21 protein-coding genes are annotated in these 24,688 nt (G+C 51.4%); 11 read left to right on the top strand and 10 right to left on the bottom strand.

What is annotated here, in order from left to right; translation table 11 throughout:
- Positions 1 to 55 precede the first annotated feature (55 nt).
- From L0Y31_RS05185 to ruvX, 3 genes are all read left to right on the top strand, one after another.
- On the top strand, positions 56 to 508 hold the full coding sequence (locus tag L0Y31_RS05185; protein ID WP_234736072.1) for a hypothetical protein: 453 nt from the start codon (positions 56 to 58) through the stop codon (positions 506 to 508).
- 12 nt (positions 509 to 520) lie between these two features.
- Positions 521 to 913, top strand: coding sequence for a VOC family protein (locus L0Y31_RS05180; protein ID WP_234736071.1), 393 nt, complete (start codon positions 521 to 523; stop codon positions 911 to 913).
- 140 nt (positions 914 to 1,053) lie between these two features.
- The gene (ruvX, locus tag L0Y31_RS05175) at positions 1,054 to 1,485 is read left to right on the top strand and encodes a Holliday junction resolvase RuvX (protein ID WP_234736070.1); all 432 of its coding nucleotides are present in this window, start codon (positions 1,054 to 1,056) and stop codon (positions 1,483 to 1,485) included.
- Between the two features lie 120 nt (positions 1,486 to 1,605).
- Here ruvX and L0Y31_RS05170 read toward each other — a convergent pair whose 3' ends face one another.
- The 4 genes from L0Y31_RS05170 to L0Y31_RS05155 all read right to left on the bottom strand — a co-directional run bounded on the left by L0Y31_RS05170 (position 1,606) and on the right by L0Y31_RS05155 (position 10,176).
- Entirely contained in the window at positions 1,606 to 4,104 is a 2,499-nt protein-coding gene (locus L0Y31_RS05170; protein WP_234736069.1) for a heavy metal translocating P-type ATPase, read from the bottom strand.
- An 11-nt stretch (positions 4,105 to 4,115) separates the two neighbouring features.
- The gene (locus tag L0Y31_RS05165; RefSeq protein WP_234736068.1) at positions 4,116 to 5,345 is read right to left on the bottom strand and encodes an efflux RND transporter periplasmic adaptor subunit; all 1,230 of its coding nucleotides are present in this window, start codon (positions 5,343 to 5,345) and stop codon (positions 4,116 to 4,118) included.
- A gap of 12 nt (positions 5,346 to 5,357) precedes the next feature.
- Positions 5,358 to 9,749 carry a CusA/CzcA family heavy metal efflux RND transporter gene (locus L0Y31_RS05160; protein WP_234736067.1) on the bottom strand — a complete coding sequence of 1,464 codons (4,392 nt, stop codon included), beginning with the start codon at positions 9,747 to 9,749 and terminating at the stop codon, positions 5,358 to 5,360.
- A gap of 88 nt (positions 9,750 to 9,837) precedes the next feature.
- Positions 9,838 to 10,176 (bottom strand): DUF6660 family protein, encoded by a 339-nt coding sequence (locus L0Y31_RS05155; RefSeq protein ID WP_234736066.1) that lies wholly within the window; start codon positions 10,174 to 10,176, stop codon positions 9,838 to 9,840.
- A 110-nt stretch (positions 10,177 to 10,286) separates the two neighbouring features.
- Here L0Y31_RS05155 and L0Y31_RS05150 point away from each other — a divergent pair, with 110 nt between their 5' ends.
- Both L0Y31_RS05150 and L0Y31_RS05145 read left to right on the top strand, forming a co-directional pair.
- Positions 10,287 to 10,823 (top strand): DUF2911 domain-containing protein, encoded by a 537-nt coding sequence (locus tag L0Y31_RS05150; RefSeq protein ID WP_234736065.1) that lies wholly within the window; start codon positions 10,287 to 10,289, stop codon positions 10,821 to 10,823.
- A gap of 96 nt (positions 10,824 to 10,919) precedes the next feature.
- A complete protein-coding gene (locus L0Y31_RS05145; protein ID WP_234736064.1) occupies positions 10,920 to 14,918 on the top strand; it encodes a S8 family serine peptidase in 3,999 nt (1,332 codons plus the stop codon).
- Position 14,919: 1 nt separating this feature from the next.
- On the opposite strand, the gene L0Y31_RS05140 is transcribed toward L0Y31_RS05145, so the two are convergent.
- Positions 14,920 to 15,840 (bottom strand): carboxypeptidase-like regulatory domain-containing protein, encoded by a 921-nt coding sequence (locus L0Y31_RS05140; RefSeq protein ID WP_234736063.1) that lies wholly within the window; start codon positions 15,838 to 15,840, stop codon positions 14,920 to 14,922.
- On the opposite strand from L0Y31_RS05140, the gene L0Y31_RS05135 reads away from it, so the two are divergent.
- Genes L0Y31_RS05135 through L0Y31_RS05125 form a run of 3 tightly spaced genes read left to right on the top strand, consistent with a single transcriptional unit; the run spans position 15,839 to position 17,855 of the window.
- A complete protein-coding gene (locus tag L0Y31_RS05135; RefSeq protein WP_234736062.1) occupies positions 15,839 to 15,997 on the top strand; it encodes a hypothetical protein in 159 nt (52 codons plus the stop codon). The genes L0Y31_RS05140 and L0Y31_RS05135 overlap by 2 nt on opposite strands.
- Positions 15,988 to 17,091: a glycine cleavage system aminomethyltransferase GcvT gene (gene gcvT, locus L0Y31_RS05130; RefSeq protein WP_234736061.1), complete on the top strand. Its 1,104-nt coding sequence runs from the start codon at positions 15,988 to 15,990 to the stop codon at positions 17,089 to 17,091. The genes L0Y31_RS05135 and gcvT overlap by 10 nt, the downstream gene beginning before the upstream one ends.
- A gap of 47 nt (positions 17,092 to 17,138) precedes the next feature.
- Positions 17,139 to 17,855 carry a 2-phosphosulfolactate phosphatase gene (locus tag L0Y31_RS05125; protein ID WP_234736060.1) on the top strand — a complete coding sequence of 239 codons (717 nt, stop codon included), beginning with the start codon at positions 17,139 to 17,141 and terminating at the stop codon, positions 17,853 to 17,855.
- A gap of 76 nt (positions 17,856 to 17,931) precedes the next feature.
- Here the strand turns inward: L0Y31_RS05125 and acpP are convergent, their stop codons facing one another.
- From acpP to L0Y31_RS05105, 4 genes are all read right to left on the bottom strand, one after another.
- Positions 17,932 to 18,177 carry an acyl carrier protein gene (acpP, locus tag L0Y31_RS05120; RefSeq protein ID WP_234736059.1) on the bottom strand — a complete coding sequence of 82 codons (246 nt, stop codon included), beginning with the start codon at positions 18,175 to 18,177 and terminating at the stop codon, positions 17,932 to 17,934.
- 109 nt (positions 18,178 to 18,286) lie between these two features.
- A complete protein-coding gene (locus L0Y31_RS05115; RefSeq protein WP_234736058.1) occupies positions 18,287 to 19,606 on the bottom strand; it encodes a TolC family protein in 1,320 nt (439 codons plus the stop codon).
- Positions 19,607 to 19,636: 30 nt separating this feature from the next.
- The gene (locus L0Y31_RS05110; RefSeq protein WP_234736057.1) at positions 19,637 to 21,211 is read right to left on the bottom strand and encodes a DHA2 family efflux MFS transporter permease subunit; all 1,575 of its coding nucleotides are present in this window, start codon (positions 21,209 to 21,211) and stop codon (positions 19,637 to 19,639) included.
- 90 nt (positions 21,212 to 21,301) lie between these two features.
- Positions 21,302 to 22,387 (bottom strand): HlyD family secretion protein, encoded by a 1,086-nt coding sequence (locus L0Y31_RS05105; RefSeq protein WP_234736056.1) that lies wholly within the window; start codon positions 22,385 to 22,387, stop codon positions 21,302 to 21,304.
- A 208-nt stretch (positions 22,388 to 22,595) separates the two neighbouring features.
- Here L0Y31_RS05105 and L0Y31_RS05100 point away from each other — a divergent pair, with 208 nt between their 5' ends.
- Positions 22,596 to 23,096, top strand: coding sequence for a MarR family winged helix-turn-helix transcriptional regulator (locus tag L0Y31_RS05100; RefSeq protein WP_234736055.1), 501 nt, complete (start codon positions 22,596 to 22,598; stop codon positions 23,094 to 23,096).
- A 38-nt stretch (positions 23,097 to 23,134) separates the two neighbouring features.
- On the opposite strand, the gene L0Y31_RS05095 is transcribed toward L0Y31_RS05100, so the two are convergent.
- Positions 23,135 to 23,431 carry an SCP2 sterol-binding domain-containing protein gene (locus L0Y31_RS05095; protein ID WP_234736054.1) on the bottom strand — a complete coding sequence of 99 codons (297 nt, stop codon included), beginning with the start codon at positions 23,429 to 23,431 and terminating at the stop codon, positions 23,135 to 23,137.
- 175 nt (positions 23,432 to 23,606) lie between these two features.
- On the opposite strand from L0Y31_RS05095, the gene L0Y31_RS05090 reads away from it, so the two are divergent.
- Together L0Y31_RS05090 and L0Y31_RS05085 are read left to right on the top strand one after the other, a co-directional pair.
- A complete protein-coding gene (locus L0Y31_RS05090) occupies positions 23,607 to 24,107 on the top strand; it encodes a hypothetical protein (protein WP_234736053.1) in 501 nt (166 codons plus the stop codon).
- Between the two features lie 21 nt (positions 24,108 to 24,128).
- Positions 24,129 to 24,671: a sigma-70 family RNA polymerase sigma factor gene (locus tag L0Y31_RS05085; protein ID WP_234736052.1), complete on the top strand. Its 543-nt coding sequence runs from the start codon at positions 24,129 to 24,131 to the stop codon at positions 24,669 to 24,671.
- Positions 24,672 to 24,688: the final 17 nt, after the last annotated feature.

Raw genomic sequence — 24,688 nt, 5'->3', positions numbered from 1 at the left:
CTGTCATGAGCGGGCTTGACTTTTGTTGCATCGTTCACCCAATTCTTTTGGAATTATGCAGGTAAAACAAGCTCCCCCCATGACTGCCCTGACGTTTTCGACGGCAACCACTTTATCGCAATTAAACCAGTTTGTCGCCGTAATAGCGCGCGGATTGCATCAGGAAGCCGTGCGGCTCGGAGTCGATATTATGGGACCGATTTACTGGACCTATTACGGGGCTAGTGGCGATCCCAACAACGTGTTTCAACTGGAAATTGCCTTGCCCGTCAGCGAGGAAAAAGGCAAACCGGCTGATTTTTCGTTTCGGCGCATCGACTCGTTTAAGTGCGTGGCGGAAACCCTGGACGGCCCTTGGGAGAATCTAGGTGGCTTCTACGGTCGGTTTATTCCCCAGACGATTCAGCAAGGGCATCAATTGAGTGGTGTTGTGCGGGAAATGTATGTGCACATGGACATGGCTGAACCCGCCAACAACATCACAGAAGTTCAACTTGGTATCATCTAAACGGACGCTTTTATGAAACTGAACGCAGGAATTATTACCGATAAACTAGCCGAAACAAAAGCCTTTTACACCAACGTGCTGAATTTCGGAATAACCTTCGAGAACGATTTTTATGTTCTGATGCACACGCCTAGCCAGGAAGGAACCACCCCAACCGAAATCAGTTTTTTACTGCCAAATCACCCGACGCAGCGTCCTATTTTTCAGAGGCCATTCACGGGTGAAGGCGTATATTTGACTATTGAAGTGGATCAAATAGATGCTGAATATGAGCGCATTAAAGCATTAGGCGTGCCAATAGAAATAGAACTACGCGATGAGCCTTGGGGAGATCGTCATTTTGCCATTGTTGATCCGAATGGAATAGGAATCGATGTGGTCATGTACCAGCAACCCGAAGCATAACTGGCTAATTCTGGGCGCAGCTACTGGGTTGCCGCCCAGGATTAATCTCTTTCTTGAGGAATAGCCTGTATATTTGTTCAAAAGCATCTTTCATTAACCGTGCCGGCGTTCCGGTCGAACCGGCGCTCCGGTCTTACTGAATGCCTCGACTGCTTTCTATCGATTACGGCGCGAAACGGACGGGTCTGGCTGTCACCGACCCTCTTCAAATCATTGCCTCTGCCCTGGATACGGTGCCGACGCATCAATTGCTGGATTATTTGAAAAAATACGTTGCGACCGAAGCGGTGGAGGCTTTCATCGTAGGTTTGCCAAAGCACCTTGACGGGTCGGATACGGACAACACACCCCGCGTACAGGGTTTTGTAAAAAGGCTACAGGCGGCTTTGCCCGACATTCCGGTGCATTGGCACGACGAGCGGTTTACGTCCCGAATGGCTTTGCAATCCATGATTGCCAGTGGGACTAAAAAGAAGGATCGGCGGGATAAAGGCAATATTGATAAAGTTAGTGCGGTCATTATCCTGCAATCATACATGAGTTCGAAGGACTTTTTAGGCAATCAAGGCTGATTTTGTGCCTAAAAAACAAGCCCCAGCCAAGTGGCCGGGGATGTTTGTAATCTAACTTTTATCTTCTTGCTGGGTTATACGCCTCTTTTCAATCGAACGTTGCAGCGAATTCTAAAAAAATTATTTTTTTTGTTTGTAGGCCAGTAAACGCAACGCATTAAATACTACCACGAGCGTTGAGCCTTCGTGGGCAATCACCGCTGGGCCAATGCTGGCCACCCCCAGCATAGTCAGTGGAAGCAGCAGCGCCACCATGCCCAAACTGATCGCCAGGTTCTGCTTGATAATCCGCCGGGCCTGCCGACTCAAGCCAATGGCGAAGGGTAATTTCTCCAACTGATCGCCCAGCAGCGCAATATCGGCGGTTTCCAGCGCCACATCCGAACCCGCCGCGCCCATTGCAATCCCGACCGTACTTTTGGCCATCGCAGGCGCATCATTAACGCCATCGCCAACCATCGCTACCTTGCCTTCCTGCTCCCTTAAAGTTAAGACCGCCTGGACTTTGGCTTCGGGTAGCAAATCGCCGAGTGCGTCGGTTAAGCCTACTTCCTTGGCAATGGCGTCAGCCACCCGCTGGTTGTCGCCCGTCAGCATGATCATTCGTCGGATGCCGAGATCTTTGAGCGCTGCTAGTGTGCGTTGGGCTTCGGGGCGGGGCGTATCCATGACGCCGAGAATGCCCAAAAAACGATCTCCCCACCGAACAATCATGGCCGTATGACCGGATTGTTCTAATTGATCGGCTTTGTGGCTGACTGATTCGGGCAGCTTTTTTTGCTCTAGAAATAAGGCTTTATTGCCAATCCAGACGGGAAGCCCATTTACCTCAGCTTGCACCCCCCGCCCGGTGAGGGATTTCAGGTTGGTTGCTTTGGGTACGTGTTTATCGGCTAACCGCTCCTGGCTCCCCTTGACAATAGCTGCCGCTAGGGGGTGATCGCTCAACCGTTCGACTGACTGAGCAATTTGGAGCAGTTCTGTTTCTGAACCTGCCAGCGCGATAACTTGGTGTAACTGCGGTTTGCCTTGCGTCAGCGTGCCGGTTTTGTCAAAGGCGACAGCGGTCAGTTCGCCTAAATCTTCGAGTGGTCGGCCCCCCTTAATGAGGACTCCTTCGCGGGCTGCCCGCGCTACGCCGCTCAAAACGGCGGAAGGCGTAGAGATAGCGAGGGCGCAGGGACTAGCGGCTACCAGCACGGCCATCGCTCGGTAGAAACTGGCCGAAAACGGCTCATCGATGACCAGAAAGGCAAAGCAAAGCGAAACGACCAGAATCAAAACGGCGGGGACGAACCAGCGCTCGAAACGGTTGGTAAACTGCTGGGTGGGTGACTGCTGCGATTCCGCTTCGTTAACCAACTGAATCAGGCGAGCCAGCGTAGAATCGTTGGTGGCTTTTGTAACCTTGATTTCAAGCGCGCTGGAACCATTGATGCTTCCGGCAAAGACTTGATTTTCAGCTTTTGGTGTTGCTGTGCTGCGCAGCGGTATTTTATCTGCGGGTATGCTTTCGCCCGTAATGGGTGCCTGATTGACCGAGCCTTCACCGTTAATAACAACACCATCTGCCGCAATTTTACTGTTCGGTTTAACCAAAATAACATCCCCAATAATCAACTCTTCAATGGGAATTTCCTCTGTAAGCTCACCCCGGCGAACAAGGGCAGTTTTGGCGCTCAGCTCAGAAAGGGCGGCAATGGATTTACGGGCGCGATTCATGGCGTAATGTTCCAGCGCGTGGCCCAGACTGAACAGCGCCAGCAGGAGCGCCCCTTCCGCCCATTCGCCCAGAAAACCGGCACCAGCAGCGGCGACCAGCATCAGGAAATCTATCTCGAACTGTCCCTGCCGGATGGCTTCGACCGCTTCTTTCGCCGTGAAAAAACCACCGAAAAAATAGGCAAATCCGTATAAACTTAAACTGACCCATTGAGGCAAATTCGTTACAAACGATAATCCAAAGCCAGTACCTAAACAAGCGGCGCACAAGATCGCAAAAATGAGCTCGCTATTGGCTCCAAAGATGCCACCGTGTTCGTGGGTATGCTGGTGACTGCCTTTCCCGTGGGCATGATCGTGGCCGGCGTGGCTGTGCCCCGCGTGGCCATGTTCCGCATGTGAATGGTCGTGATGAGGCGCATGAAGAGGCTTGGACAAGGCATTACTTTCGGCGGGGGGCGTTCCGTTGCTAAGGAGCTGGTCGCTTAGTTGAGGCCAGGAAGTTTGCTCTTCGTCAAATTCCAGATGCACGGCTCCCGAAGCCGAAACAGAGGCCTCCAATACACCCGGCCAGCGCCGAATCTGATCCGAAACAGTGCGGGCGTGCCGAGCGTGGCGAATACCCGCTAATCGCCCGACAAAATGACCGTAGCGCTGCGTAATTTCAGCGCCAGCTTGGGCTGCGAGTTGTTGCACGCGGTCCAGCGAAATCGTTTCAGGCTGGTAATGAATGCACAATTGCGCCTTGCCCGAATGGTCGTGGTGATCCGATTTTATGTGGACTTTTTCGATACCGGGCCGATCCGCCAGCAAATCGATCAATCGTTTTACACAACTATCGCGCTCATCGGGCACGTTAGGCAGCAAAAGGGGCAAATCTAGTTGAGTCGTTTCCATAGCGAATGATGTTAATGGGCGTGGCCTTCTTCTTCGCCCGAAGCTGCTTTCAATTGAGACAGCACCGCATACGCACCCTGAATAACTACCTGTGTTTTAGCAATGTCAAAATTGCCGGGGAGCACGACCGCCGAATAACCATTTTCCGTTACCCCGCGCCGCACCTGAATTTGCTTGAAACACGTATGATCGGCTTCGGTTCCGACCTCTCTATGCTCGTGGTGAGCTTCTTCCGTGGTTACTATGAAAATGTAGTCTTTTCCTTCCGAATTAACGATGGCCCCTTCGGGTAAAGCCGTGACTCGGTTATTACCCAGATTCAGGCTGGCTTTCAGAAAGGTATTGGGTGTCAGTTTGCCGCTGTCCTGATCGAGACGGGCAACGACCCGCACGGAACGGTCGGCTTCAATCGCCTGGTTGATAAACGAAATTCGGCCCGTTCGTTCGCGCTCCGCTTCGTTCGTCAGACGAAACGTGAAGCGTTGCCCTTCCCGAATTTGCGGCAGGTCTTTTTCAAAAACAGTCAGTTCGGCGTAAACGCCTTCGTTACTGACCAACTGGGCCAGCACGTCAGCGGGTTGCAGGTATTGGCCGGTGTTAGTGGTGACGTTGGTAATAACGCCCGCTACCGGGGCCGTAATGACGTAAAAAGCGCTGAATTGCCCATTTAAGACGGCTTTTGGGGAAAGACCAACCCGCTGAATGCGCTGCGCAAGTCCCGCCAGGCGGGCACGGGTAGCCGACAATTCGGCGGTTGTTTGCTGGAAAACCTTTAGCGCGCTGACCGCCTGCTGGCTTAATTCTTTCTGTCGGGCGTATTCGGCTTCGAGAAATGTCAGGCGGCTGTGATTCTCGGCGTATTCCTGCTGCAACTGAATCAGGTCTGGATTTTCGATGCGCGCTAAAACCTGCCCTTTTCGCACCGGTTGGCCGGTCATGATGGGCAAACTACGGACAAAACCACCCTGCAAGGCCGTGATGCTCACCTGATTCTGGGGCGGTACGGCCAGCTTGCCATTCACGGAAAGTACCTGAGTGAGGTTACGATAACTAACGGTGCCGAGCTTTATTTCCCCCAACCGAATCTGGTCAGCGGTCAATTCAATCACATCTGTTGGTTCTTCCCCGTGCGATTCGTGCGCATGCTCTTTCTGCTCGGTGTCAGTCGTTTGATCGCCTTTTGGATCACAGGCGATCAACAAACTAGTGAGGGTCAGTATATAAAAAATAGGTGTTTTCATGGCGAAAATAGCTTACGGTAAGCCTAGAAGTTGCTCTAAACGAATAACGAGTTGATTATGCTGTCCCAGCACGTCGATGTAACCGGAACGGGTCTGGTAGGATCGGCTCAGCGCCTGCGAATACGCCAGATAGTCGATGTCGCCGGACTTGAAAGCGATCCGGGCTTTTTCGGCTAGCAACTGCGCCGTAGGCAGGCCCGTTTGTTCGTAGTAAGTCAGGCTACTTTGCCGCTTCCGAATTTCCTGAACCAGTACCGCCAGATCACCCTGTAGATTCCGTTGGGCCAGCGCAAGCATGGCGGTATTGAGTTGCTGCCCCAGTTCCGCCGCCTCGATACGGGCACGCTGCGGACCCCGAAATACCGGCAAGGCAATACCCGCCATAAAGCCCTGAAAGCGTCGGCCTCCACCATAATACACCTCCTGTGTTGGACCGCCCGGGCCACCCAGCGTATAATTTCCAATCAGCGACTGGTTAAAATAACCCAGCGAAAAAGAAGGAAGTAGCCGAGCTTTCTCGACTGCGATTTGCCGAAGTGCTACGTCGGTTTGCTGGCGAATGAGCGCTAGTTCTGGTGTTTGAGCCAGGGTTGCCGAGTCGGTAACAAGGAGCAGGGAGCGGCGGCTGAGGGTGGTCTCGCTTACCGTGACAGGTTGCCGGGTATTGAGTAAGGTTTGAATCCGCAGAATCGCCATTTGCTGGTCTGCTTCCGTTTGGGCCATGAGATTGCGGATTTCGCCCTGTTGATTGGCGGCAGTTGCTACTTCCACGGCGGTGCCTTCGCCAGTGCGTAGCCGCAAGTTAGTAGCATTCTGAAATTCAGTTAGTAAACTATCCTGGGTGCGTAAGAGCCGTTGTCGTTCGGCCAGATAAACCAGATCATAATAAGCTCCCTTTACCTGCGCCCGCAAATCGTTTTGCACAACCGCCGCCCCCAACTCACTGCTTTTTAGGCCCGCATCGGCGAGTTGGCCCAGCCGCCGGAGCAGTGTTGGATTGGGAATGGCTTGCGAAACGGTGAAGTTATTGTCGAAAGCGCGACTGTTGTATTGTCCGGCAGTCCAGTTCAGGTCGGTAGCGCCCAGGTCGCGGGAGGCGCGTCGGGATGTTCTCTGAATAGCAATGTTCAGGTTGCTGACGGTAACGGCCCCGTTGGCGGTCTGGGCCTGCTGTAAGGCACTTTCAATCGTCAAAGGCGTTTGCGCGCAAACGGGCGACTGTATGGCTAGCAGGCTTCCTACCAAAATTAATACAGTAACCACCTGACTACTGGCAATTGACCGTTGATCTTTGGATTGGTTTTTTTGTTCCCACCAGTACAGGCAAGGCAACACCAGCAGCGTCAGAAGCGTGGCCGAAACCAGCCCTCCGATGACCACCGTAGCGAGCGGCCGTTGTACTTCGGCCCCGGCGGTGGTAGCCAGCGCCATGGGCAGAAAACCCAGCGAAGCGACCAGCGCTGTCATCAGGACGGGCCGCAGGCGGTTGGCGGTGCCTTGTAGAATAATGTCTTGTAAGCTCAAATCAGTGTTTTCTTTTAGGTGGTTAAACTCGGCGATCAGGACAATTCCGTTTAGAACCGCTACGCCAAAGAGCGCAATGAAGCCCACACCCGCCGAAATACTAAATGGCATACCCCGCAGCCAGAGCGCCAGCACGCCGCCAATGGCCGAAAGCGGAATCGCCGAAAAAATGAGCAGACTTTGCCGAACCGATTTAAAGGTGAAAAAGAGCAGCAGAAAGATCAGGCCCAGCGCAACCGGGACGGCAATCTGAAGCCGATCTTTAGCTTCTTCCAGGTTCTGGAACTGACCGCCGTAGCGCAGGTAATAGCCGGGCGGGAGCTTCAACTGCTGATCCAGTTTTTGCTGTAATTCCTGCACCACGCTTTCTACATCGCGGCCCCGCACGTTAAACGCCACCGTAATTCGCCGCTGGGCATTGTCCCGCTGAATCTGATTGACACTGTTTTGAAACGAAACGGCAGCGACCTGGCTGAGCGGTACCATTTGGTGATCGACTGTGGTTATGAGTAGATTTTGCACGTCTTCGAGCCGTTGCCGCCCGGCTTCCTGGAGTCGAACCACCAGATCGTAGCGGCGTTCACCTTCGTAGACCAGACCCGCCGTAGCTCCGGCAAAGGCCGCTTCCACGTAGCGGTTGGCATCCTTGATGGATATGCCAAAACGGGCCAGCGCATCCCGGTCGTATTGCACCACAATCTGGGGCAAACCGGATACCTGTTCTACATACAGATCTTTAGCTCCCTTTACCGAGTTAACGATGCGACCCATCCGGGCGGCGTAATCGGCCAGCACGGTCAAATCTTCGCCGTAGAGTTTGATGCCTACATCCTGCTTAACGCCCGAAATCAATTCGCTGAACCGCATCTGAATGGGTTGCAGAAAGCCAAAACTAACGCCCGGAATCTGCGCCAACTTTTGCTGCATTTTGTCGGCTAGTTCTTCGCGGTTTTTTGCCGATGTCCATTCCGAGCGATCTTTCAGAATAACCATCAGGTCGGTGGCTTCGATGGGCATCGGATCGGTTGGGATTTCGCTGGAACCGACTTTGCCAACCACTTCTTTTACTTCCGGAAAATTGGCCTTTAATACTTCGCCCGCTTTCTGGGCCGCCGCCACGGATTGCGCCAGCGAAGAACCCGTCATGACACGTGTTTCAACGGCAAAATCGCCTTCGTCAAGCTGTGGAATAAACTCGCCGCCCAGCCGAGAGAAAATCCAGAGCGTTAGGGCAAATAACCCCAGTGAAGCGGCGAGAACTGCCTTTTTATTGGCCAATGTCCAGTGAATAACCGGGTCGTAGATTCGGTGGAAGAAGGCCATAATTTTATCCGAGAGCGTGCGGGTATTTTTGGCCGGTTTCCGACTCAGACACAGCGCCGACATCATTGGCACGTAAGTCAGCGACAGAATGAACGCCCCCAGAATCGCGAATGCCACCGTCTGCGCCATCGGTCGAAACATCTTTCCTTCGATGCCGACCAGCGCCAGAATAGGCAAGTAAACGATCAGAATAATAATCTCGCCAAAAGCCGCCGACGAGCGGATTCGGCTGGCCGATACGTAAACTTCTTCGTCCATTTCGGCCTGTGATAATTGGTGCTGGTAGCGTTTTAGGCCGAGATGATGCAAAGTTGCTTCGACAATGATCACGGCACCATCGACAATCAGTCCGAAATCAATGGCGCCCAGGCTCATCAGGTTGCCGGATACGCCAAACAGATTCATCATGGACACGGCGAAGAGCATGGCCAGCGGAATCACCGACGCCACAATCAGCCCCGCCCGCCAGTTTCCCAGTAGAATGACCAGCACGAAAATGACGATCAAAGCACCTTCAATCAGGTTCCGCTCAACGGTGCTAATAGCGCGGTTAACCAGATCGGTCCGGTCCAGGAAAGCGTGCAGTTCAACGCCTTCGGGCAGACTTTTTTTAATCTGCTCCATGCGCTCCTTAACGTTGCCGATGACCTGGGACGAATTAGCCCCCTTCAGCATCATCACCAACGCCCCGACAACCTCGCCATCGCCATTGTGCGTCATGGCTCCGTAACGCACGGCATGGCCAAACTGAACCTGCGCCACGTCGCGAACCAGAACGGGCATTCCACCCGGCGTGCGGTGAACAACAATTTTACCGATGTCCGCCAAACTCCGAATCAACCCTTCGCTGCGGATAAAATAGGCATTGGGCCGGCGGTCGATGTAGGCCCCGCCCGTGTTCTGGTTGTTTTTTTCGAGGGCGGTAAATAGCTCGTCCAGGGTTACGCCCGCGCCCCGTAAACGTTGCTGATCGACCGCTACTTCGTATTGTTTGAGGTACCCTCCGAAGCTGCTCACATCGGCCACACCGGGCGTTCCCAGCAGTTGCCGCCGGACAATCCAGTCCTGAATGGAGCGGAGTTCGGTGGCTGGATAACGGGCTTCAAAACCCGGTTTGGGACGAATAATGTATTGATAGATTTCGCCAAGTCCCGTCGTAACCGGAGCGAGTCCGGGCTCGCCCACGCCTTCCGGAATCAGGTTATGTGCTTGCTGAAGGCGCTCGAAAACCTGCTGGCGGGCAAAATAAATATCGACGGCATCGTCGAAAACCACCGTTACCACCGATAGCCCAAAGCGTGAAATCGAACGAACCTCTTCCAGATCGGGCAACGTCGCCATCGTTTGCTCAATCGGAAAACTGATGAGGCGTTCCACATCGAGCGCCGAGAGCGACGGACTGTTGGTAATAATTTGAACTTGATTATTGGTAATATCGGGCAGCGCATCGATGGGCAACCGGCTAAGGGAATAACTACCCCAGGCAATCAATGCCAGCGTTGCCAGGCCAATAATGAGCTTATTCCGAATGGAAAAGCGGATAAGAGAGTCCAGCATGACCGTATGAACAAAAATGAAACACAGGAATACACGCTGCTAAGCCCTTTCAAAACGAAAGGAGGTATCTACGCAGCAGAAACGTTGTTCAGACGGTAAGCTTGGGCGGTTGCCAGATGGCCGAGAGTGGATCAACCCAGTGGGGCGGATAGTAGGCGAAAACCAGCGAAGATGGAAACAGTATTTCAGCCGGTGAGTTGAGTGTATAAAGAAAGCGCGGAGCCGCCGTAAGGGTGGTCGCGCAACAGGCACAAGCACACAAAGGCGAACACAAATGAGCGTGCCCATGCGACGATTCGGTGGCTTCACGCACCTGGATAGACAAACTGATCTCTGGCTGTCCGGCGAGGGTAAGTGGTTCATCGGCACAGGGCCATAACGAAAGCCCCAGCAGATAAACAGTCAGTATGGTTGTCAGCCACTTCATGGGAGCAAATATAGCCGACAAGCTTGTGCAACAGGTAGTCAAAAACGTTACCCTATTGGAATTAATTGATCTTAACTATTTTATTGCAGTCTATAATTAATTAACCCATCATGAAAAAAATACTCTGGATTATCGGTGGTCTTGCCGTTGTTGTACTCATTGGCTTTTTTGTGCTTCGGTCGTGGACGAAATCAAAAAGTCCCGAAGCCGTAGCCCAAATCAATCAGAATGGCGTTTCGGTGAAGGTCGATTACTGCCAGCCTTACAAGAAAGACCGCAAAATCTTTGGGGATCTGGTGCCGTACGGAGAAGTATGGCGGACAGGTGCCAACGAAGCGACGCTCATCGAATTTGATCAGGATGTGGTAGTGGCCGGACAACCCCTGGATGAGGGAGAATATTCGCTCTGGACCATTCCCAGTGAAGGCAACTGGATTGTGATCTTTAACCGGGAAACCGGACAGTGGGGAACCGATTACGATCAGACGAAGGATGTGCTGCGCGTGCCGGTGATGACGCGCAAACGGAACAATGTGGCCGAGCAGTTTTACATCAGTTTTGCCCCGAAAGAACGCGGTACGGACATGCTGCTAACCTGGGACAAAACGGAAGCCATTGTGCCCATTCAGCTACGGCCAGAACAATAAGCCGGAAGAGTTGAAAAAGCGGCGGGGAGATGCCAGAATAATTAAGTATTTTCGTTAGTTATTCAGATTTCAACTTTACGGCTTTATCGATTCATTATGTACTTTTTGCGCTGGTTTGCGCCAGTAATTCTTCTTGCCTGTTTGGCTTTGTCTTCCTATGGCCAAAAAAATCTCTACAACCAGCAGCAACGGATCAATCTGGAACGGCTGGGTAAGGAATTTGAGCAAACGAATACTACTTTGTACCAACGGGCGGCCAGTCTAGCCCGGCAGCGTGGCCTGCCGCTTCAGAAATTTAGGGGCGATGGCAGCGTAATCATTTTGCAGGGCGTTGACGAGCGGGGCAATTTGTTGTATGATGCTACCTACAGCGCTACCCGGGCGGCGCAAACGACACGGACTTCTTCCCTGTATTCGGGGGGCGGTTTGGGATTATCGTTGTCGGGAAGCAGTGCAGTAGTACAAAATAAACTGGGTATTTGGGACGGGGGACGCGTGCTGGCTACCCATATCGAATTGGCCGACCGGGTGACGCAAGTGGATAACGTCACCCGAAACGACAATCACGCGACCCACGTAGCCGGTATTATGATAGGGGCTGGCATCAATCCCCAGGCACGGGGCATGGCCTTTGGCGGCAAATTGCGGGCCTGGGATTTTAGCAACGACGATGCCGAAATGGCCGCCGCTGCGTCTGATTTGTTGGTTTCCAATCACTCCTACGGTTCGCTGGCGGGTTGGGTGTACGATGCCGACCGAACCGGCGATATCAAATGGGAATGGTATGGCGATACGACTATCAGCGCTACCGAAGATCATAAATTTGGCATTTACAACAGCGAAGCCCGCGATTGGGACCGAATTGCCATTAATGCGCCGTATTACCTCATTGTCAAGTCGGCGGGGAACAACCACGGGCAGAACGGTCCGGGCGCTAATCAACCTTATTACATCGGCAGTAGCAATACGGTCAGCCGAACACCCCGCAAAGACCAGAACGGCTATGACCAAATAGCAACTTACGGCACGGCGAAAAATATTCTTTCCGTCGGGGCGATCAGTGCCTTGTCGGTTCCCTACACGCAACCTGCTGATGCACGCATTGCCAGCTTTAGCAGTTGGGGACCTACCGATGATGGGCGCATCAAACCTGATTTAGTGGGCGTTGGGGTAAGTGTGCTGTCTGCCGGTTCGGTCAGCAACAATACCTACGCCACGTTGAGCGGTACGTCCATGTCGGCGCCTAATGTGAGTGGTTCCTTGTTTCTTTTACAGGAATATTTTGCGCAACTAAACGGCGGTCGTTTTATGCGCTCCTCAACGCTCCGAGGTCTGGCCATTCACACAACCGATGAGGCTGGCGACAATCCCGGACCCGATTACCGATTTGGCTGGGGATTGCTCAATACCGAACGCGCGGCCCGGGTTATTGGCAATGCCGACCGAAGCCATTTATTGGAAGAACGAACGCTTACCGCTGGGCAAACCTATACAGTTCAGCTGGTGGCTTCGGGGCGCGGACCGCTGGTGGCTACTATTTGCTGGACTGATCCTGAAGGCACGGCAACAGCATCGGCGAATATTAACTCCCGAACGCCAAAATTGGTCAATGACCTGGATATTCGTCTGAGTAGCGGGCAAACTACCACGTTGCCGTGGGCACTCAACCCGGCGGAACCCACGCAGGCGGCTACGCGGAGCGATAATGTAGTCGATAATGTAGAGCAAATTCGTATTGAGAACCCCATTCCGGGCTCTACTTATACCTTGACGGTTTCGCATAAAGGAGCGCTTACCAATGCTCGTCAGGATTATGCGCTCTTAGCTAGTGGGGTAGGCGGTACGGTCTATTGTGCGTCGGCCGCCACTTCGGCAGGCGGAACCCAAATTGATCGGGTGCGTTTTGCGGGGATCGACCAGGCAGGACAGGCGGGATGCCAGCCTTACACAAATTTTATGACCAACGTGGCCATCGTTGCGAAAGGCCAGCAACTGCCTTTGGAAATTGTGCTGGGTTCCTGTGGCAATACGCGTCCCTCGACAACAAAAGTTTTCATCGACTGGAATCTGGATGGGGACTTTGCTGATGCCGGCGAATTGGTTGCTACATCGGGTACTTTAACGGCTCCGGCCACTTTCGCCTCGAACTTAGTCATTCCGCCGAACCTAACAGAAGGACAAACAACCCGCCTGCGAATTGTCACGGTTGAAACCGCCGATAATAATGCTGTGCTGCCGTGCGGAAATTTTGCCAATGGCGAAACGCAGGAATTTCTGGTTCGGTTTACTCGTCCACAGAATGATGTGGGGGTAACCGCCCTATTGGCGCCCGAGAACGCTTTTTGTGGTCAGGATGCTTTGCGGGTTGGGGTACGGGTGCAAAATTTCGGCACTAGCCCACAGACCGCTATTCTGGTAACGGTGCGGGTAACAACTGCTGACGGAACTTTAGTTACCACATTAACGGGTACGACAACGCAGCCAGTTGCCGCTTCCGCCGAAGCTAGTCTAACCTTACAAAGTCCGCTGACCTTACAACCGGGCGTTGCCTACCGCTTTACGGCGACAACCAATTTGAGTTCGGATCAGGATACGACCAACAACCAACTGGCCGAAACCCGAACTACGGTAGTGGCTCCGACGCCGGGAAATTTGACGGCTTCGTATTGTGGCGAGAATCCCGTTGCGCTCCGCAGCACGGGCAGCGGATTGACTTTCTGGTATGATGCATTAACAGGAGGAAATTTATTAGCGGTTGGAAATGCCACCTCAACAACCGTTCGGCCTGCTAATAACGTGTATTACGCGGGGATTAATGACTTTAGCGGAATCGTGGGACCAACCGAGAAAGGAGCGTTTGGAGGAGGTACTTACGCCGGAAATTTCGGGCCGCAGCCGTTAATCACCACGCAGATTCCTTTAGTACTGGAGAGTGCAAGGCTATATATTGGCAATGCTGGCCGAATCACGTTTACGGTGCAGCGGCTGGACGGCACCTTTGTCTCCTCAACAACGCTCGATGTAACCGCTACGCGTAACCCAAATACGCCCGTTGGTACTCCCCCCGCCGGGCAAACTTCCGACGATCCTACCGATAGAGGTGCAGAGTATCCCTTAAATTTGCGGATACCCGAGCCGGGTGACTACAAAATCGCGATTGAGTACGAGAACGGAGCTTCCATTTTTCGGAGTAACGTCGGTGTGAGTGGCTTTCCGTTTTCGATTCCGGGGGTCGTGTTGCTGAAAGGCTCGCTGTTCAACAATGATACCTTGAAAACGGCTTATTACTATTTGTACAACCTGAAAGTTAAGTCGCTGGGTTGCTCGGCGGGGCAGCGTACTGCCGTGACGGCGCAGCCGACCGATGCGGTGCAGGCCACAATTACGCCGGAAGGTTCGACAACGGCCTGTCAGGGAACGGGGGTGAGGTTGCGCGCCACCGAATCACCTGCTGTTTCGTACCAGTGGCTCCGCGACGGCCAGCGAATTGGCGGAGCGACAACGCCTGTTTTCTCGGCCACGCTGACCGGTGCGTATACCGTGGAAGTAACCGGCGGCTGCGGACCTATAACTTCAGCGCCAGTTGCGGTGACCATTCAGGAGCCGATTCGGCCTACCGTTACCCGCGATGAATATCGACTACTTTCAAGTGCACCAAGTGGAAATCAGTGGTTGCTGAATGGAGTAGCCATTCCGGCAGCGACGCAGCAAATGCTTCTGGTTTCGCAGTCAGGTCGTTATTCGGTGCGGGCCAACCAAAATGGGTGCGGCGAATTGGCGTCCGATGAAATTACCATTGAAGTAATCACTGCCACAACTGAGCCCCTTGGAAATGGCAAACTGACTATCTTCCCGGTTCCGGCTTCGCATCAGGTAACTATCGATTATGTTCTGCCGGTACTAGCTGCCCGTTCGTATCAGATTCAACTGACAGATTTACGTGGGATAACCATTCAAAAAGCGACCATGACGCGCGTGCAAAACAAACTTTACCACACATTTGATGTATCTGGTTTGCCTGCTGGGATATTCTTGATTGTTATTCAGGACGCAGAAGGGAACGTGCTTCACAACGGGAAAATGCAAAAACTGTAGCTCAGTTTCCCAGCGCTACTTTGGTTCGGATAACCGGATGCTCACCGCCGCCCGCTCGCGAAAATGTCGAGCTGTGGCGGCGCCAGTAACCGCCATTGACGCGTTCCCAAACCAGCGCCGACTTAATTTCTTTGGAGAAAGCCAGGTATTGGCCATAGCATTCCAGCTTATTTTGCTGGCCGTCGGGCATCTTGAAGCCTTTCGAAAAATGATATTTCGGGTTCTGGGTGGCTAGCCACTCCATCGCCACAAAAACGCCTTCTTTGGGAAGCCGGATGTTATAGTCGGAAAGGTCTACCTCGCACCAGTTCCCGCCGCGCCGCGCCGTAGCGATTACGCTACGCGGCAGCAAATCGGCACCTGGTTCACCCTCGTTATTGGCGTAGATGCGCACCCGAAACGGAGCCGTAGGAATGCCCTCGCGGGCAATCAGGTAGGCAATTTTATTTAAGTAGCCGTTGAGGGAGCGGGGATTTCGGATTAGCAATGCATACTCAATGTTTCTACCGGAGCAGTTTCCCCAGACGTAGGTGGTGCGGCGGCGCAGTGCGCCCAGGGTGGCAATCCGTGGTTTTCGTCGCCGGACAATCATTTCGGGCAACTGCGTTTCTTTTGCCTTCAGCAAAATGACCGGTTTGTCGGCAAGACCCGAAATAATAACTGTCGTATCCAGAAAGCCAACGCAACTAATCAGCAATGTATCAACGCCAGCCGGTACACGGGCGGTAAACTGACCACTTGTGTCGGCATAGGTGCCGAAGCGGTGTTGCGGATCCGTAATAAGCGCGTAGGGCACGGGGCGGCCATCGTCGACAGATTGGATTTTCCCTCGAATGACTACTTGTCCAATGGCCAGGCCATTACTGAGTACAAAAAGAAGGAAGTATAAGAGACTCTGTTTTACGTACGGTGAGTGAAACATGGAAAACCGTCTGGAAATCGGTACATTTGCAATATTAGACCTTATCACTGTGATTAAACAGCTTTTTGGAATAGAAAAAGACTATTTATTAGCTCCCAATCGCTATTCTATGCTACAGATCACCCCCTCAGAACTTCATCTTTATTCATGGAATTAAAGCACATTCCGCTCGAAAACATTCATGAGCAGCTCGGCGCAAAAATGGTCCCGTTCGCTGGCTATTTAATGCCCGTACGTTATTCTTCCGACATTGAAGAACACCAGACGGTACGAAACGGCGTTGGTATTTTTGACGTTTCGCACATGGGCGAATTTATTCTGAAAGGCGACCGGGCTCTGGAGTTAATTCAAAGAGTATCAGCCAATGATGCCTCTTTGCTCTACGATGGCAAAGTGCAGTACAGCTACTTGCCGAATGAGAAGGGCGGCGTTGTTGACGATCTGCTGGTTTACCAGATTAGCCCTGTTGAATTTATGCTGGTGGTCAATGCCTCCAATATTGATAAAGACTGGAATTGGATAAAAAGTCACATGGAGGCCGGAAATTTCGCCGATGGCGTTGATATGGTCAACATTTCGGACGACACTTGTCTGTTTGCAGTGCAGGGTCCGTTGGCTGCCCAGGCGTTGCAACCCCTGACCAATGCCAAGCTGGATTCGATGTCGTATTATACCTTCGAGAAAACGGATTTTGCGGGTTGTCCCAATGTGATTATTTCGGCAACGGGCTATACTGGCGCGGGTGGATTTGAAATTTACGTGTCCAACGAGCAGGCCGAAGCGGTCTTTAAAGCCATTCTGGAAGCCGGCGCACCGCACGGGATCAAACCGATTGGCTTAGGCGCCCGGGATACTTTACGCCTGGAAATGGGCTTTTGTCTCTACGGAAATGACGTAGATGACGTGATTTCCCCCCTGGAGGCAGGACTGGGCTGGGTGACGAAGTTTACTAAAGACTTCGTGAACTCAAGCAGTCTCAAAAGCCAGAAAGAACAGGGCCTGGTCCGGAAGCTGGTTGGCTTTGAGATGATTGATCGCGGGATTCCAAGAAGTCACTACGAGCTTTGCACGGCAGACGGCACCCATCTGGGCGAAGTGACCTCCGGCACGCAGTCGCCGACATTAAGCAAAGGGATTGGCATGGGCTACGTCCCGTCCGACTACAGCAAGCCGGGAACCGAAGTATTTGTTAAAGTCCGCGACCGGTTGTTGAAGGCCCAGGTTGTGAAGTTGCCATTTGTTAAGAAGTAATTACAGAGGCCCGGGTATAGCTAAATTCGGGCTTCTTTCCTCCATCTATGAAAAATATTGACGTTTGTCTTACCCCCGACTTACTGCATCTTCATACCCAATCGCTTGAAAATTCAATTGTTGTTGTTGCCGATGTATTTCGCGCTACGTCCTGCATGGTCACTGCTTTTGCCTACGGTGTAGAGAGCATTCTGCCCGTTGCAACCGTCGAAGAGTGCAAATCTCTGCAAGAGCGTGGCTATCTGGCAGCAGCCGAGCGGAATGCCCAGAAAGTGGATGGATTTGAGCTGGATAATTCGCCGTTCAGTTACATGGACGAGCGCCTCATTGGTTCAAGAATTGCCATGACTACTACCAACGGTACGTTAGCCATTACGCGTTCGAGAGGAGCCGTGAAGGTGCTGGTTGGTTCATTCCTGAATCTGGAAGCCATTACCCGTTATCTGAAAGCGCAGCAGTATGATGTGTTGATCTTGTGTGCGGGCTGGAAAGGACGCGTCAATTTGGAGGATACACTTTTTGCGGGTGCGTTGATCGAGCGGCTGCGGGATGAGTTTATGGTACCCGAAGACAGCGGTTTGATGGCGTGGCGAATGTACGTACAGGCCCAGAAAGACTTACCAGCTTTTCTGGCGGCTTCGTCGCACGTGCGGCGGCTTCATCGGCTCAGCATTCAGAAAGATATTATCTACTGCCTCCAGCATGATTTATACGACGTTGTTCCCGTACTGCGGGGCAATGCGCTGGTGTGTATGGAAGTCTGATGAAAGGACTTAAACAAAACAGCGTTCAAGGATTTTAAAACCCTTGAACGCTGTAAAAGCTATGATATTAGGTCAGTTAGACCACTGCGTCAGCCGTTACATGATGCTCTGTCTGGAGGTAATCCAATACCCCTTGCAAAGTCGTGAGCTTTGAATAATCCTCGTCGGGAACCCGGATACCAAATTCCTGTTCAAGATGCATAATCAAATCGACCGTATCCAAACTATCCAGCCCAAGATCCCGGGTGAAATGTACGTCGTTGGTAATGGCGCTGTGCTGGACGCCAAAATTTTTGAGAATGCTTATTACTCGCGCTTTCATGGTGTGTGCTTTTCAGGTTGTGAATCCGCAGCTTGTGCAGACGGGCTCTATTCTTTTAACTGCTTGTGGCAAAGTTTAGTTTACCTCACCTAGCAGTTTTATTTTTCGGTCAATTCAAATTCTCTCCCAATAAGCGTTTTAGCTCTAATTGATTCAATAACAGTTGGTACTGATAATTTAGTCGGGCTAATTCCGCTTCTTCGACGCCTGTTTCGGCGCTTTGCAGCTCTACGTTGGTTATAACGCCGTTTTTCAGCCGAGTACGGGCAATATCCAGGGCTTTGCGCGCCTGTAAGGTTTGCGTCTCCAAGTTGGCCAATCGTTGCTGGTTGCTGCGAATATCAGCGGCCAGTTGATCTAGATTCTGACGCAACTGGGCACTGGCATTGGCAACGGCGTAGCGGCTGGCATCCAGGTTGATTTGCGCTGCCTGATTCTGCAATTTGTGACGCCTACCGTCGTAAATAGGCACGGTTAAGGCCACACCGGCAGCGATGTTGAATCGAGGCGTATTGATAGCGGGCAAATAACCGTTTCGGAAACCCGCTGAGCCGTTGAAACCGATACTTGGTTTATTGCTGCGTCCACTAATCAAAACATCCGTTTGTGCAGCCCGAACGCGATCCTGGGCCAGTTGAACTTCTTTATTGCCAGTTTCTTCCGCTGGCCGAGTTGCCTCCAAAGACAAGGTAGAAACCTGCTCGGAAAACTGCGTAGCCGCCGGGCTGATCGCTGGATTCAGATTGCCCGTCAGGTAGGTCAATAACGCGCGTTGCCGTTCCAGATTGTTCTGCAAGTCTATTTTTCGGTTTTGGGCCGCTTTCAAACGAACCTGCTGGGAGATGAGATCGTATTCCAGCGCCTCCCCGTTTTGCAGCCGATTGGCGAAAACCTGGATGTTTTGTTGCGATACACTAATGACCGAATCCTGCACTGTAATGCTTTTTTGCAGAAAGCCGATGCCGTAGTATGTAGCCGCCACCTGATAGGCCAGATTTTGCTGACTCAGCTCGAGGTTCCGTTTTAAAATCTGCACATCGTCCGTTGCTCGGCGGATACTGGCTTCGGTGCGACCAAAATCATAAATCGTTTGCCCGATGCCAATGTTCGCGTTCAGGTTATGATTGGGCTGAAACTGAATGGTTGTTTCGCGGCCATTAACAGGAAGCGTAGCCTTGGCCACCGGCGTAACATACTGGTAAGAACCATTTCCAGTTACGTTGGGCTGGTAGGCGGTGCGGGCCAGATCAACGCGGACTTCTCCCGCCCGAACCTGCTGTTCCTGCTCTTTCAGGCGCGGAAAATTAGCGGTAGCCTGCGTAATCAGGGCCTTTAAATCAGCGGGCAGGTTCGTCTGAGGGGCGTTTGTCTGCGCCTGGGCAAGGCCCGTTATTGCGAATAAGATGAAAATTAGCTGAAATCGTCTCATGTTGATTGATTCGTTGGAATCTATTTTGGCTTAATGCGCCGCATCAGCCGCCGCTTTTGCCGCAGCAGGGTCCATTTTCTTGTTTTGTAATAGAAAGAGTAGCGGTAGCGTAACAACAAAGAAGAGCCCCGCCAGCCTGAATGTATCCAGGTAAGAAATCATAAGTGCCTGCCGGGATATAATGGCATCCATGGTTCGGTAAGCGCCCGATACGGCATCCATTGCGTTAACTCCTTTGGCAATCAGGCCCTGCGTCAGGCCGTTCAGCCGTTCGGTTGTTAGCGGATCACCGGCCTGTAGGTTAGATACCAGATCGCTTCGGTGAACAGCAGTCCGCTGGGCAATGTAGGTGTTGGTAATGGCAATCCCGAACGCGCCACCTAGCTGCCGAACCATGTTGGTGAAAGCAATGCCCGTTGGCAGCTCCTGCGGTTTCAGGGTAGAAATACACTGGTTGATGATGGGAGCGTTAATCAGTGCCATCCCAATCCCGCGAATGAGCAATGCCCAGATAAAATTTCCTTCGCTGGCATTGGCATCATACCCCGCCATCATAAAGCAAAACGTGATAAAAGCCAGGTAACCTAGCGAAACAAAAATGCGGGGAGAAACCCCATTCGCCAGCGATTTACCAACCAGCGGAAAGATCAAAATCGTGACGATCCCGCCCGGAATCAGTAAGTTACCAGTCTTGGTAGCCGTGTAGCCAATAATGCGTTGGGCAAACAGCGGGAATAGCAGAATAGACGTAAACAAGCCATACCCAATGATAAAAACCAGAATTGATCCCACCGCCAGATTGCGGTTTTTTACCACCCGCAGGTTAATCACCGGACTATCGGTTTTCAATTCCCACCAGATAAACATGGGCACTGAAATCAAGGCTACTACGGAAAGGTATAAAATGGCCTGACTATCAAACCAATCGTCGGCTTCACCCCGTTCGAGCACGTATTGCAGACTGCCCACGCCAACCGCCAGGAGCAAAATGCCAAGCTGGTCGATCTTGATTTTACTGCGTTCAATGTTGAATTCCTCGGGTTTCTTCTCGATGTAGGCCGAACTCAACAGAACCGCCGCAATACCAATGGGTACATTGATGAAAAACATCCAGCTCCAGTGGTAATTGTCGATAATAAAGCCCCCCAGCGTTGGTCCTAGCGTTGGTCCCATCACGATTCCCATCCCGAAAATGGCCGACGCAATGGGTCGTTGCGAAACGGGAAAAGCATCGTACATAATCCCCTGTGAGGTAGAAAGCAATGCGCCCCCGCCAATGCCCTGTAGGAACCGGAAGGCCACCAGCGTCCAGAGGCCGTCGGCTATACCGCAGAGATACGAGGCCACGGTAAAGAGAATGATGGAAGCGATGTAGTAATTTTTTCGCCCGAAATAATTTTGCAAAAAGCTCGTCATCGGAATAACAATGACGTTTGCAATGGCATAGGCCGTTATGACCCAAGAAATATCTTCAATCGTAACGCCCAAGTTACCCGCCATATCGGTCAAACCGACGTTAACAATGGACGTATCGATCAACTCCAGAATGGCCGCCGATACTGCCGTAATGACGACAATCCAACGCCGAAAACCTGTTGCTGCCATAGTTGAATGAATAATTAAAAAGAAAGCCTGAACAGGAATAAGTCAAACGCACCTGGATGCGACTGGCTATTCATGGTTATTATTCATCGATTACTGCACTTTCACGGCAGGTTCAACGCTTAAGCCAGCCCGGAGCAAACCTTTGTATTTCTCCGGATTCTGAATTTCAATTTTAACCGGTACGCGCTGGGTTACTTTCACGAAGTTTCCAGAAGCGTTGTCGGGCGGCAGAAGGGCAAACTTGGCGCCGGTTGCTTCCGAGAGCGAAACCACTTTTCCTTTTACGTCGAGGTCGGGATAAGCGTCAATCTTCAGATCAACGGGCTGGCCAATGCGCATTTTTTCCAGTTGGGTTTCCTTGAAGTTCGCCACTACCCAGAAGGTCGAATCATTGACAATCGTGAAGAGAGTTTGTCCCGGTTGAACGTACTGGCCAACCACGACATTTTTCTTGCCTATTTTGCCGGAAATCGGCGCTGTTATGCGGGCGTATCCAAGGCGTAATTTAGCATTATCGACTGCGGCTTGCTTTACTTTCAGGACCGCCTGCACCTTCAGAATGTTAGCCTGCGCCCGGGCAATGGCCGCCTGAGAAACATCCTCGGAGCTGCGTGCCAGGTTGATTTGCTGCACGTTGGCATCGTATTGACGGGCCTGCACATCCGCATTGCTCTGCGAATCTTCCAATTGCTTTTTGGTCAGTGACTGGCCCTGGTACAAGTTCTGATCGCGTTGCAGGTCTTTTTGGGCTTTATCCCGCCGGGTGGCTTGTACCGCCGCGTTTGATTGAGCGACGCGGAAGTTTTGCTGCACATTACGCAGGTTGGCGCGGGCATTTTGTAGGTCGGCCTGGGCGGTTTGCAAATCGGCCAGCGTCTGCTGGTAGTCGGCTTCGACCTGCCGGAGGGCAACGTCGTACTCCTGCGGATCAATGGTAATCAAAGGCTGTCCTTTTTTGACCAGTGCATAATCTTCAACGTTTGCCTCCTGCACATAACCCGCTACCCGGGCCAGCACTGGCGCTGCATTTCCTTCAATCTGGGCATTATCTGTGGTTTCGTATACCTGGCTGTGTTGGTACGCGTTGAAACCATAAATAGCAGCCACGATAACGACAACCAATATAATTAACCGGGGAAGGTATTTTTTGACTGGCGTGGTTTGTTCTGTTGCCATGGAGAGTTAAAATTGAACTATTTTTATTTAGTAAACTAAATTGACTATGTTTGGCAAAGGTAATTTGTTGCGCTGTTTAGTCAACTTGTTTGACTATTTTTTTGTTCTGTTTTAATAAGTTTTTAATTTAAAAGGTGAGATGCGACAAAATAGACGGCTCCGTGCCCAGCGTTGGGTTATTGACAAGGGGCAGTATAAGTAAGAAATTATGGAAAAGTGCGAGAATTTATCACCAGAAACGGCGTCCTTTAACTACCAGCTCTTCTACAAGGTACGTGAGCGATCGCTGGGCCGTGTTCTATCTAAGCTGAAAAAGTTTCTATCCCGCGATATTGAAGAGCGGTTATTGGCCTCAGGCTTTACCGACTTTAAGGTTAGCTACATCGTTTTTTTGGGCAATCTGGAAGAAAATGGAATTACCAACAATGAGTTGGCAAAACGGGCAGGCGTGACCAAACAGGCCATGAGTAAAATTGTAAAATTGCTGGAAGACGGGGGGTATATCTATACCGTAAAAGATCCTAAAGACTCGCGTTCCAGTCAGATATTTATGAATGAGCGTGGCAAGCAGCTGATGAAAACTGTGTTTAACTGCATGCAGAAGATCCGCGAAAAGTACGATGCCATTGCGGGGCATGAGCAGGTCGAGCAGATGGCCGACACCATGTTGCTACTGGTGAGAGAGCTGGAAAAAGAAGAAAATACGTAGTGAATAGGTAGGCAGTTGAAGCTGCCTACCGCTCTTGTTCAAGCCAGTTTCGGACCGATTTTCATGGCAACGGCCATGTCGCCTTTTACTTTAAGTTTTCCAAACATAAACGCAGACATGGGATTCAACTCCCCGGATGACATTTTTTGCAAGTTGTCAACCGTAACTTTGATCTCGCAATCAGCTGCTTTGTCTTCGTTAGACACCACGTTAGGTATCTGTTTTCCGTCGATGTATACGGCTCCCTGGTCGGTATCGAGCTTAACGGTTGCATTAATTCCACTATCCGTACCGATTCGGTTACGAATCTCGTTGGTCAATTCTTGTAGAGTCATTTGATCAAAAAGTTATTGACCTTTAACAGATCACTAGTTTTATTACTTTTTCTGCCTAAAAATATCAATAAATTAAGCCACGCTGGTGAAAAAAACTGAAAAAATAGCTAAGTTCGGAATCTTTTCCCGCAGGGTGGAAAGTAACCTAAACTGAACCAGTGAATTATTGTTTTGTATGGAAGCCTCTTCATTAACGCCATACCCGCCGCCGAGTAGCCAGCGCCCTACCTTTTTAACTGTTCTTTGCGTCTTAACTTTTCTGAGTTGCGCCTGGGGAATTTTCAACGCGATCTCATCCTATAGTGGCGCCGATTTAGCCGCTTCAGTTACGCAGGAAAGCCTTGAGCAAGCGCAGGACAACATGCAGGGCCAGGAAGGCAGCCAATTTATTGAAAAGATGCTGGGTTCCGTTTCTGAGAGCATGAGTCCGGAGCGGATTCGCCAGTCCTCCATAGCAACCATTGTTGTTAATCTGCTTGCCTTGGCCGGCGCTCTGCTGATGTGGAACTTGCGTAAGGTTGGGTTTTACATCTACGTCGCGAGCGTTTTGGTGGCTGTTGTTTCACCAGTAATTATCTTTGGTGGTCTTATTGGCGGAATTGCAGGAGTGAGTACTGCTTTTTTCAGCATTATTTTTCTGGTTCTCTACGCATTGAATCTCAAACACATGCGGTAAGGTCATTGCCTGACGAATGTTATGACTCTTGAACAAACACTTCTTCGGCAATTGCACGGTGAAAACAAAGCCGCGCTTCAGGCGATTTATGAGCGCTTTGCCGCGCAGGTTTACCAGTTTGCTTTTGGCTACCTGAAAAATGCCAAAGTGACAGAACAGGTTGTCCGTGACGTTTTTAGTAACTTATGGGAGAAGCGCCAGACGCTGAGTGATACGATATCGCTAAACGGGTATCTTTTTACGCTAACCTGTCATTTTGTTTTGGTGCAATTTCGGGAGCAGGCCAGTGAGTACCCTTTGCAGGATGTGCTCCAGAACCTGACAACACAAACTGTTCCCGTCAACAGCGAACAGGTTTTGTATCTGGAATTGGAAGAATTCTACCAACAGGCAATTGCCAGGTTATCCAAAAGCCACCGCCAGTTATATGAGCTGAGCCGGCACAAAGGATACAGTAACCAGCAAATTGCCGAGGAGCTTTCTATGTCGCCGCACTGTGTGGAAGAATCGCTTAAACAAGCAGTTGCCAAAATAAGCGGGCATTTTGCAAAATACATTAACTAGGTTTCTAAAGCCGTATG

It is taken from the genome of Tellurirhabdus bombi, from assembly GCF_021484805.1.
Taxonomy (GTDB): Bacteria; Bacteroidota; Bacteroidia; order Cytophagales; family Spirosomataceae; genus Tellurirhabdus; species Tellurirhabdus bombi.
This window is presented reverse-complemented; position numbering and strand designations above follow the sequence as displayed.

Bases quoted from the DNA above. Each gene is read 5' to 3' on its own strand.
- L0Y31_RS05185 (WP_234736072.1), top strand. From the start codon at position 56: ATGCAGGTAAAACAAGCTCCCCCCATGACTGCCCTGACGTTTTCGACG.
- L0Y31_RS05180 (WP_234736071.1), top strand. From the start codon at position 521: ATGAAACTGAACGCAGGAATTATTACCGATAAACTAGCCGAAACAAAA.
- ruvX (WP_234736070.1), top strand. From the start codon at position 1,054: ATGCCTCGACTGCTTTCTATCGATTACGGCGCGAAACGGACGGGTCTG.
- L0Y31_RS05170 (WP_234736069.1), bottom strand. From the start codon at position 4,104: ATGGAAACGACTCAACTAGATTTGCCCCTTTTGCTGCCTAACGTGCCC.
- L0Y31_RS05165 (WP_234736068.1), bottom strand. From the start codon at position 5,345: ATGAAAACACCTATTTTTTATATACTGACCCTCACTAGTTTGTTGATC.
- L0Y31_RS05160 (WP_234736067.1), bottom strand. From the start codon at position 9,749: ATGCTGGACTCTCTTATCCGCTTTTCCATTCGGAATAAGCTCATTATT.
- L0Y31_RS05155 (WP_234736066.1), bottom strand. From the start codon at position 10,176: ATGAAGTGGCTGACAACCATACTGACTGTTTATCTGCTGGGGCTTTCG.
- L0Y31_RS05150 (WP_234736065.1), top strand. From the start codon at position 10,287: ATGAAAAAAATACTCTGGATTATCGGTGGTCTTGCCGTTGTTGTACTC.
- L0Y31_RS05145 (WP_234736064.1), top strand. From the start codon at position 10,920: ATGTACTTTTTGCGCTGGTTTGCGCCAGTAATTCTTCTTGCCTGTTTG.
- L0Y31_RS05135 (WP_234736062.1), top strand. From the start codon at position 15,839: ATGGAAAACCGTCTGGAAATCGGTACATTTGCAATATTAGACCTTATC.
- L0Y31_RS05140 (WP_234736063.1), bottom strand. From the start codon at position 15,840: ATGTTTCACTCACCGTACGTAAAACAGAGTCTCTTATACTTCCTTCTT.
- gcvT (WP_234736061.1), top strand. From the start codon at position 15,988: ATGGAATTAAAGCACATTCCGCTCGAAAACATTCATGAGCAGCTCGGC.
- L0Y31_RS05125 (WP_234736060.1), top strand. From the start codon at position 17,139: ATGAAAAATATTGACGTTTGTCTTACCCCCGACTTACTGCATCTTCAT.
- acpP (WP_234736059.1), bottom strand. From the start codon at position 18,177: ATGAAAGCGCGAGTAATAAGCATTCTCAAAAATTTTGGCGTCCAGCAC.
- L0Y31_RS05115 (WP_234736058.1), bottom strand. From the start codon at position 19,606: ATGAGACGATTTCAGCTAATTTTCATCTTATTCGCAATAACGGGCCTT.
- L0Y31_RS05110 (WP_234736057.1), bottom strand. From the start codon at position 21,211: ATGGCAGCAACAGGTTTTCGGCGTTGGATTGTCGTCATTACGGCAGTA.
- L0Y31_RS05105 (WP_234736056.1), bottom strand. From the start codon at position 22,387: ATGGCAACAGAACAAACCACGCCAGTCAAAAAATACCTTCCCCGGTTA.
- L0Y31_RS05100 (WP_234736055.1), top strand. From the start codon at position 22,596: ATGGAAAAGTGCGAGAATTTATCACCAGAAACGGCGTCCTTTAACTAC.
- L0Y31_RS05095 (WP_234736054.1), bottom strand. From the start codon at position 23,431: ATGACTCTACAAGAATTGACCAACGAGATTCGTAACCGAATCGGTACG.
- L0Y31_RS05090 (WP_234736053.1), top strand. From the start codon at position 23,607: ATGGAAGCCTCTTCATTAACGCCATACCCGCCGCCGAGTAGCCAGCGC.
- L0Y31_RS05085 (WP_234736052.1), top strand. From the start codon at position 24,129: ATGACTCTTGAACAAACACTTCTTCGGCAATTGCACGGTGAAAACAAA.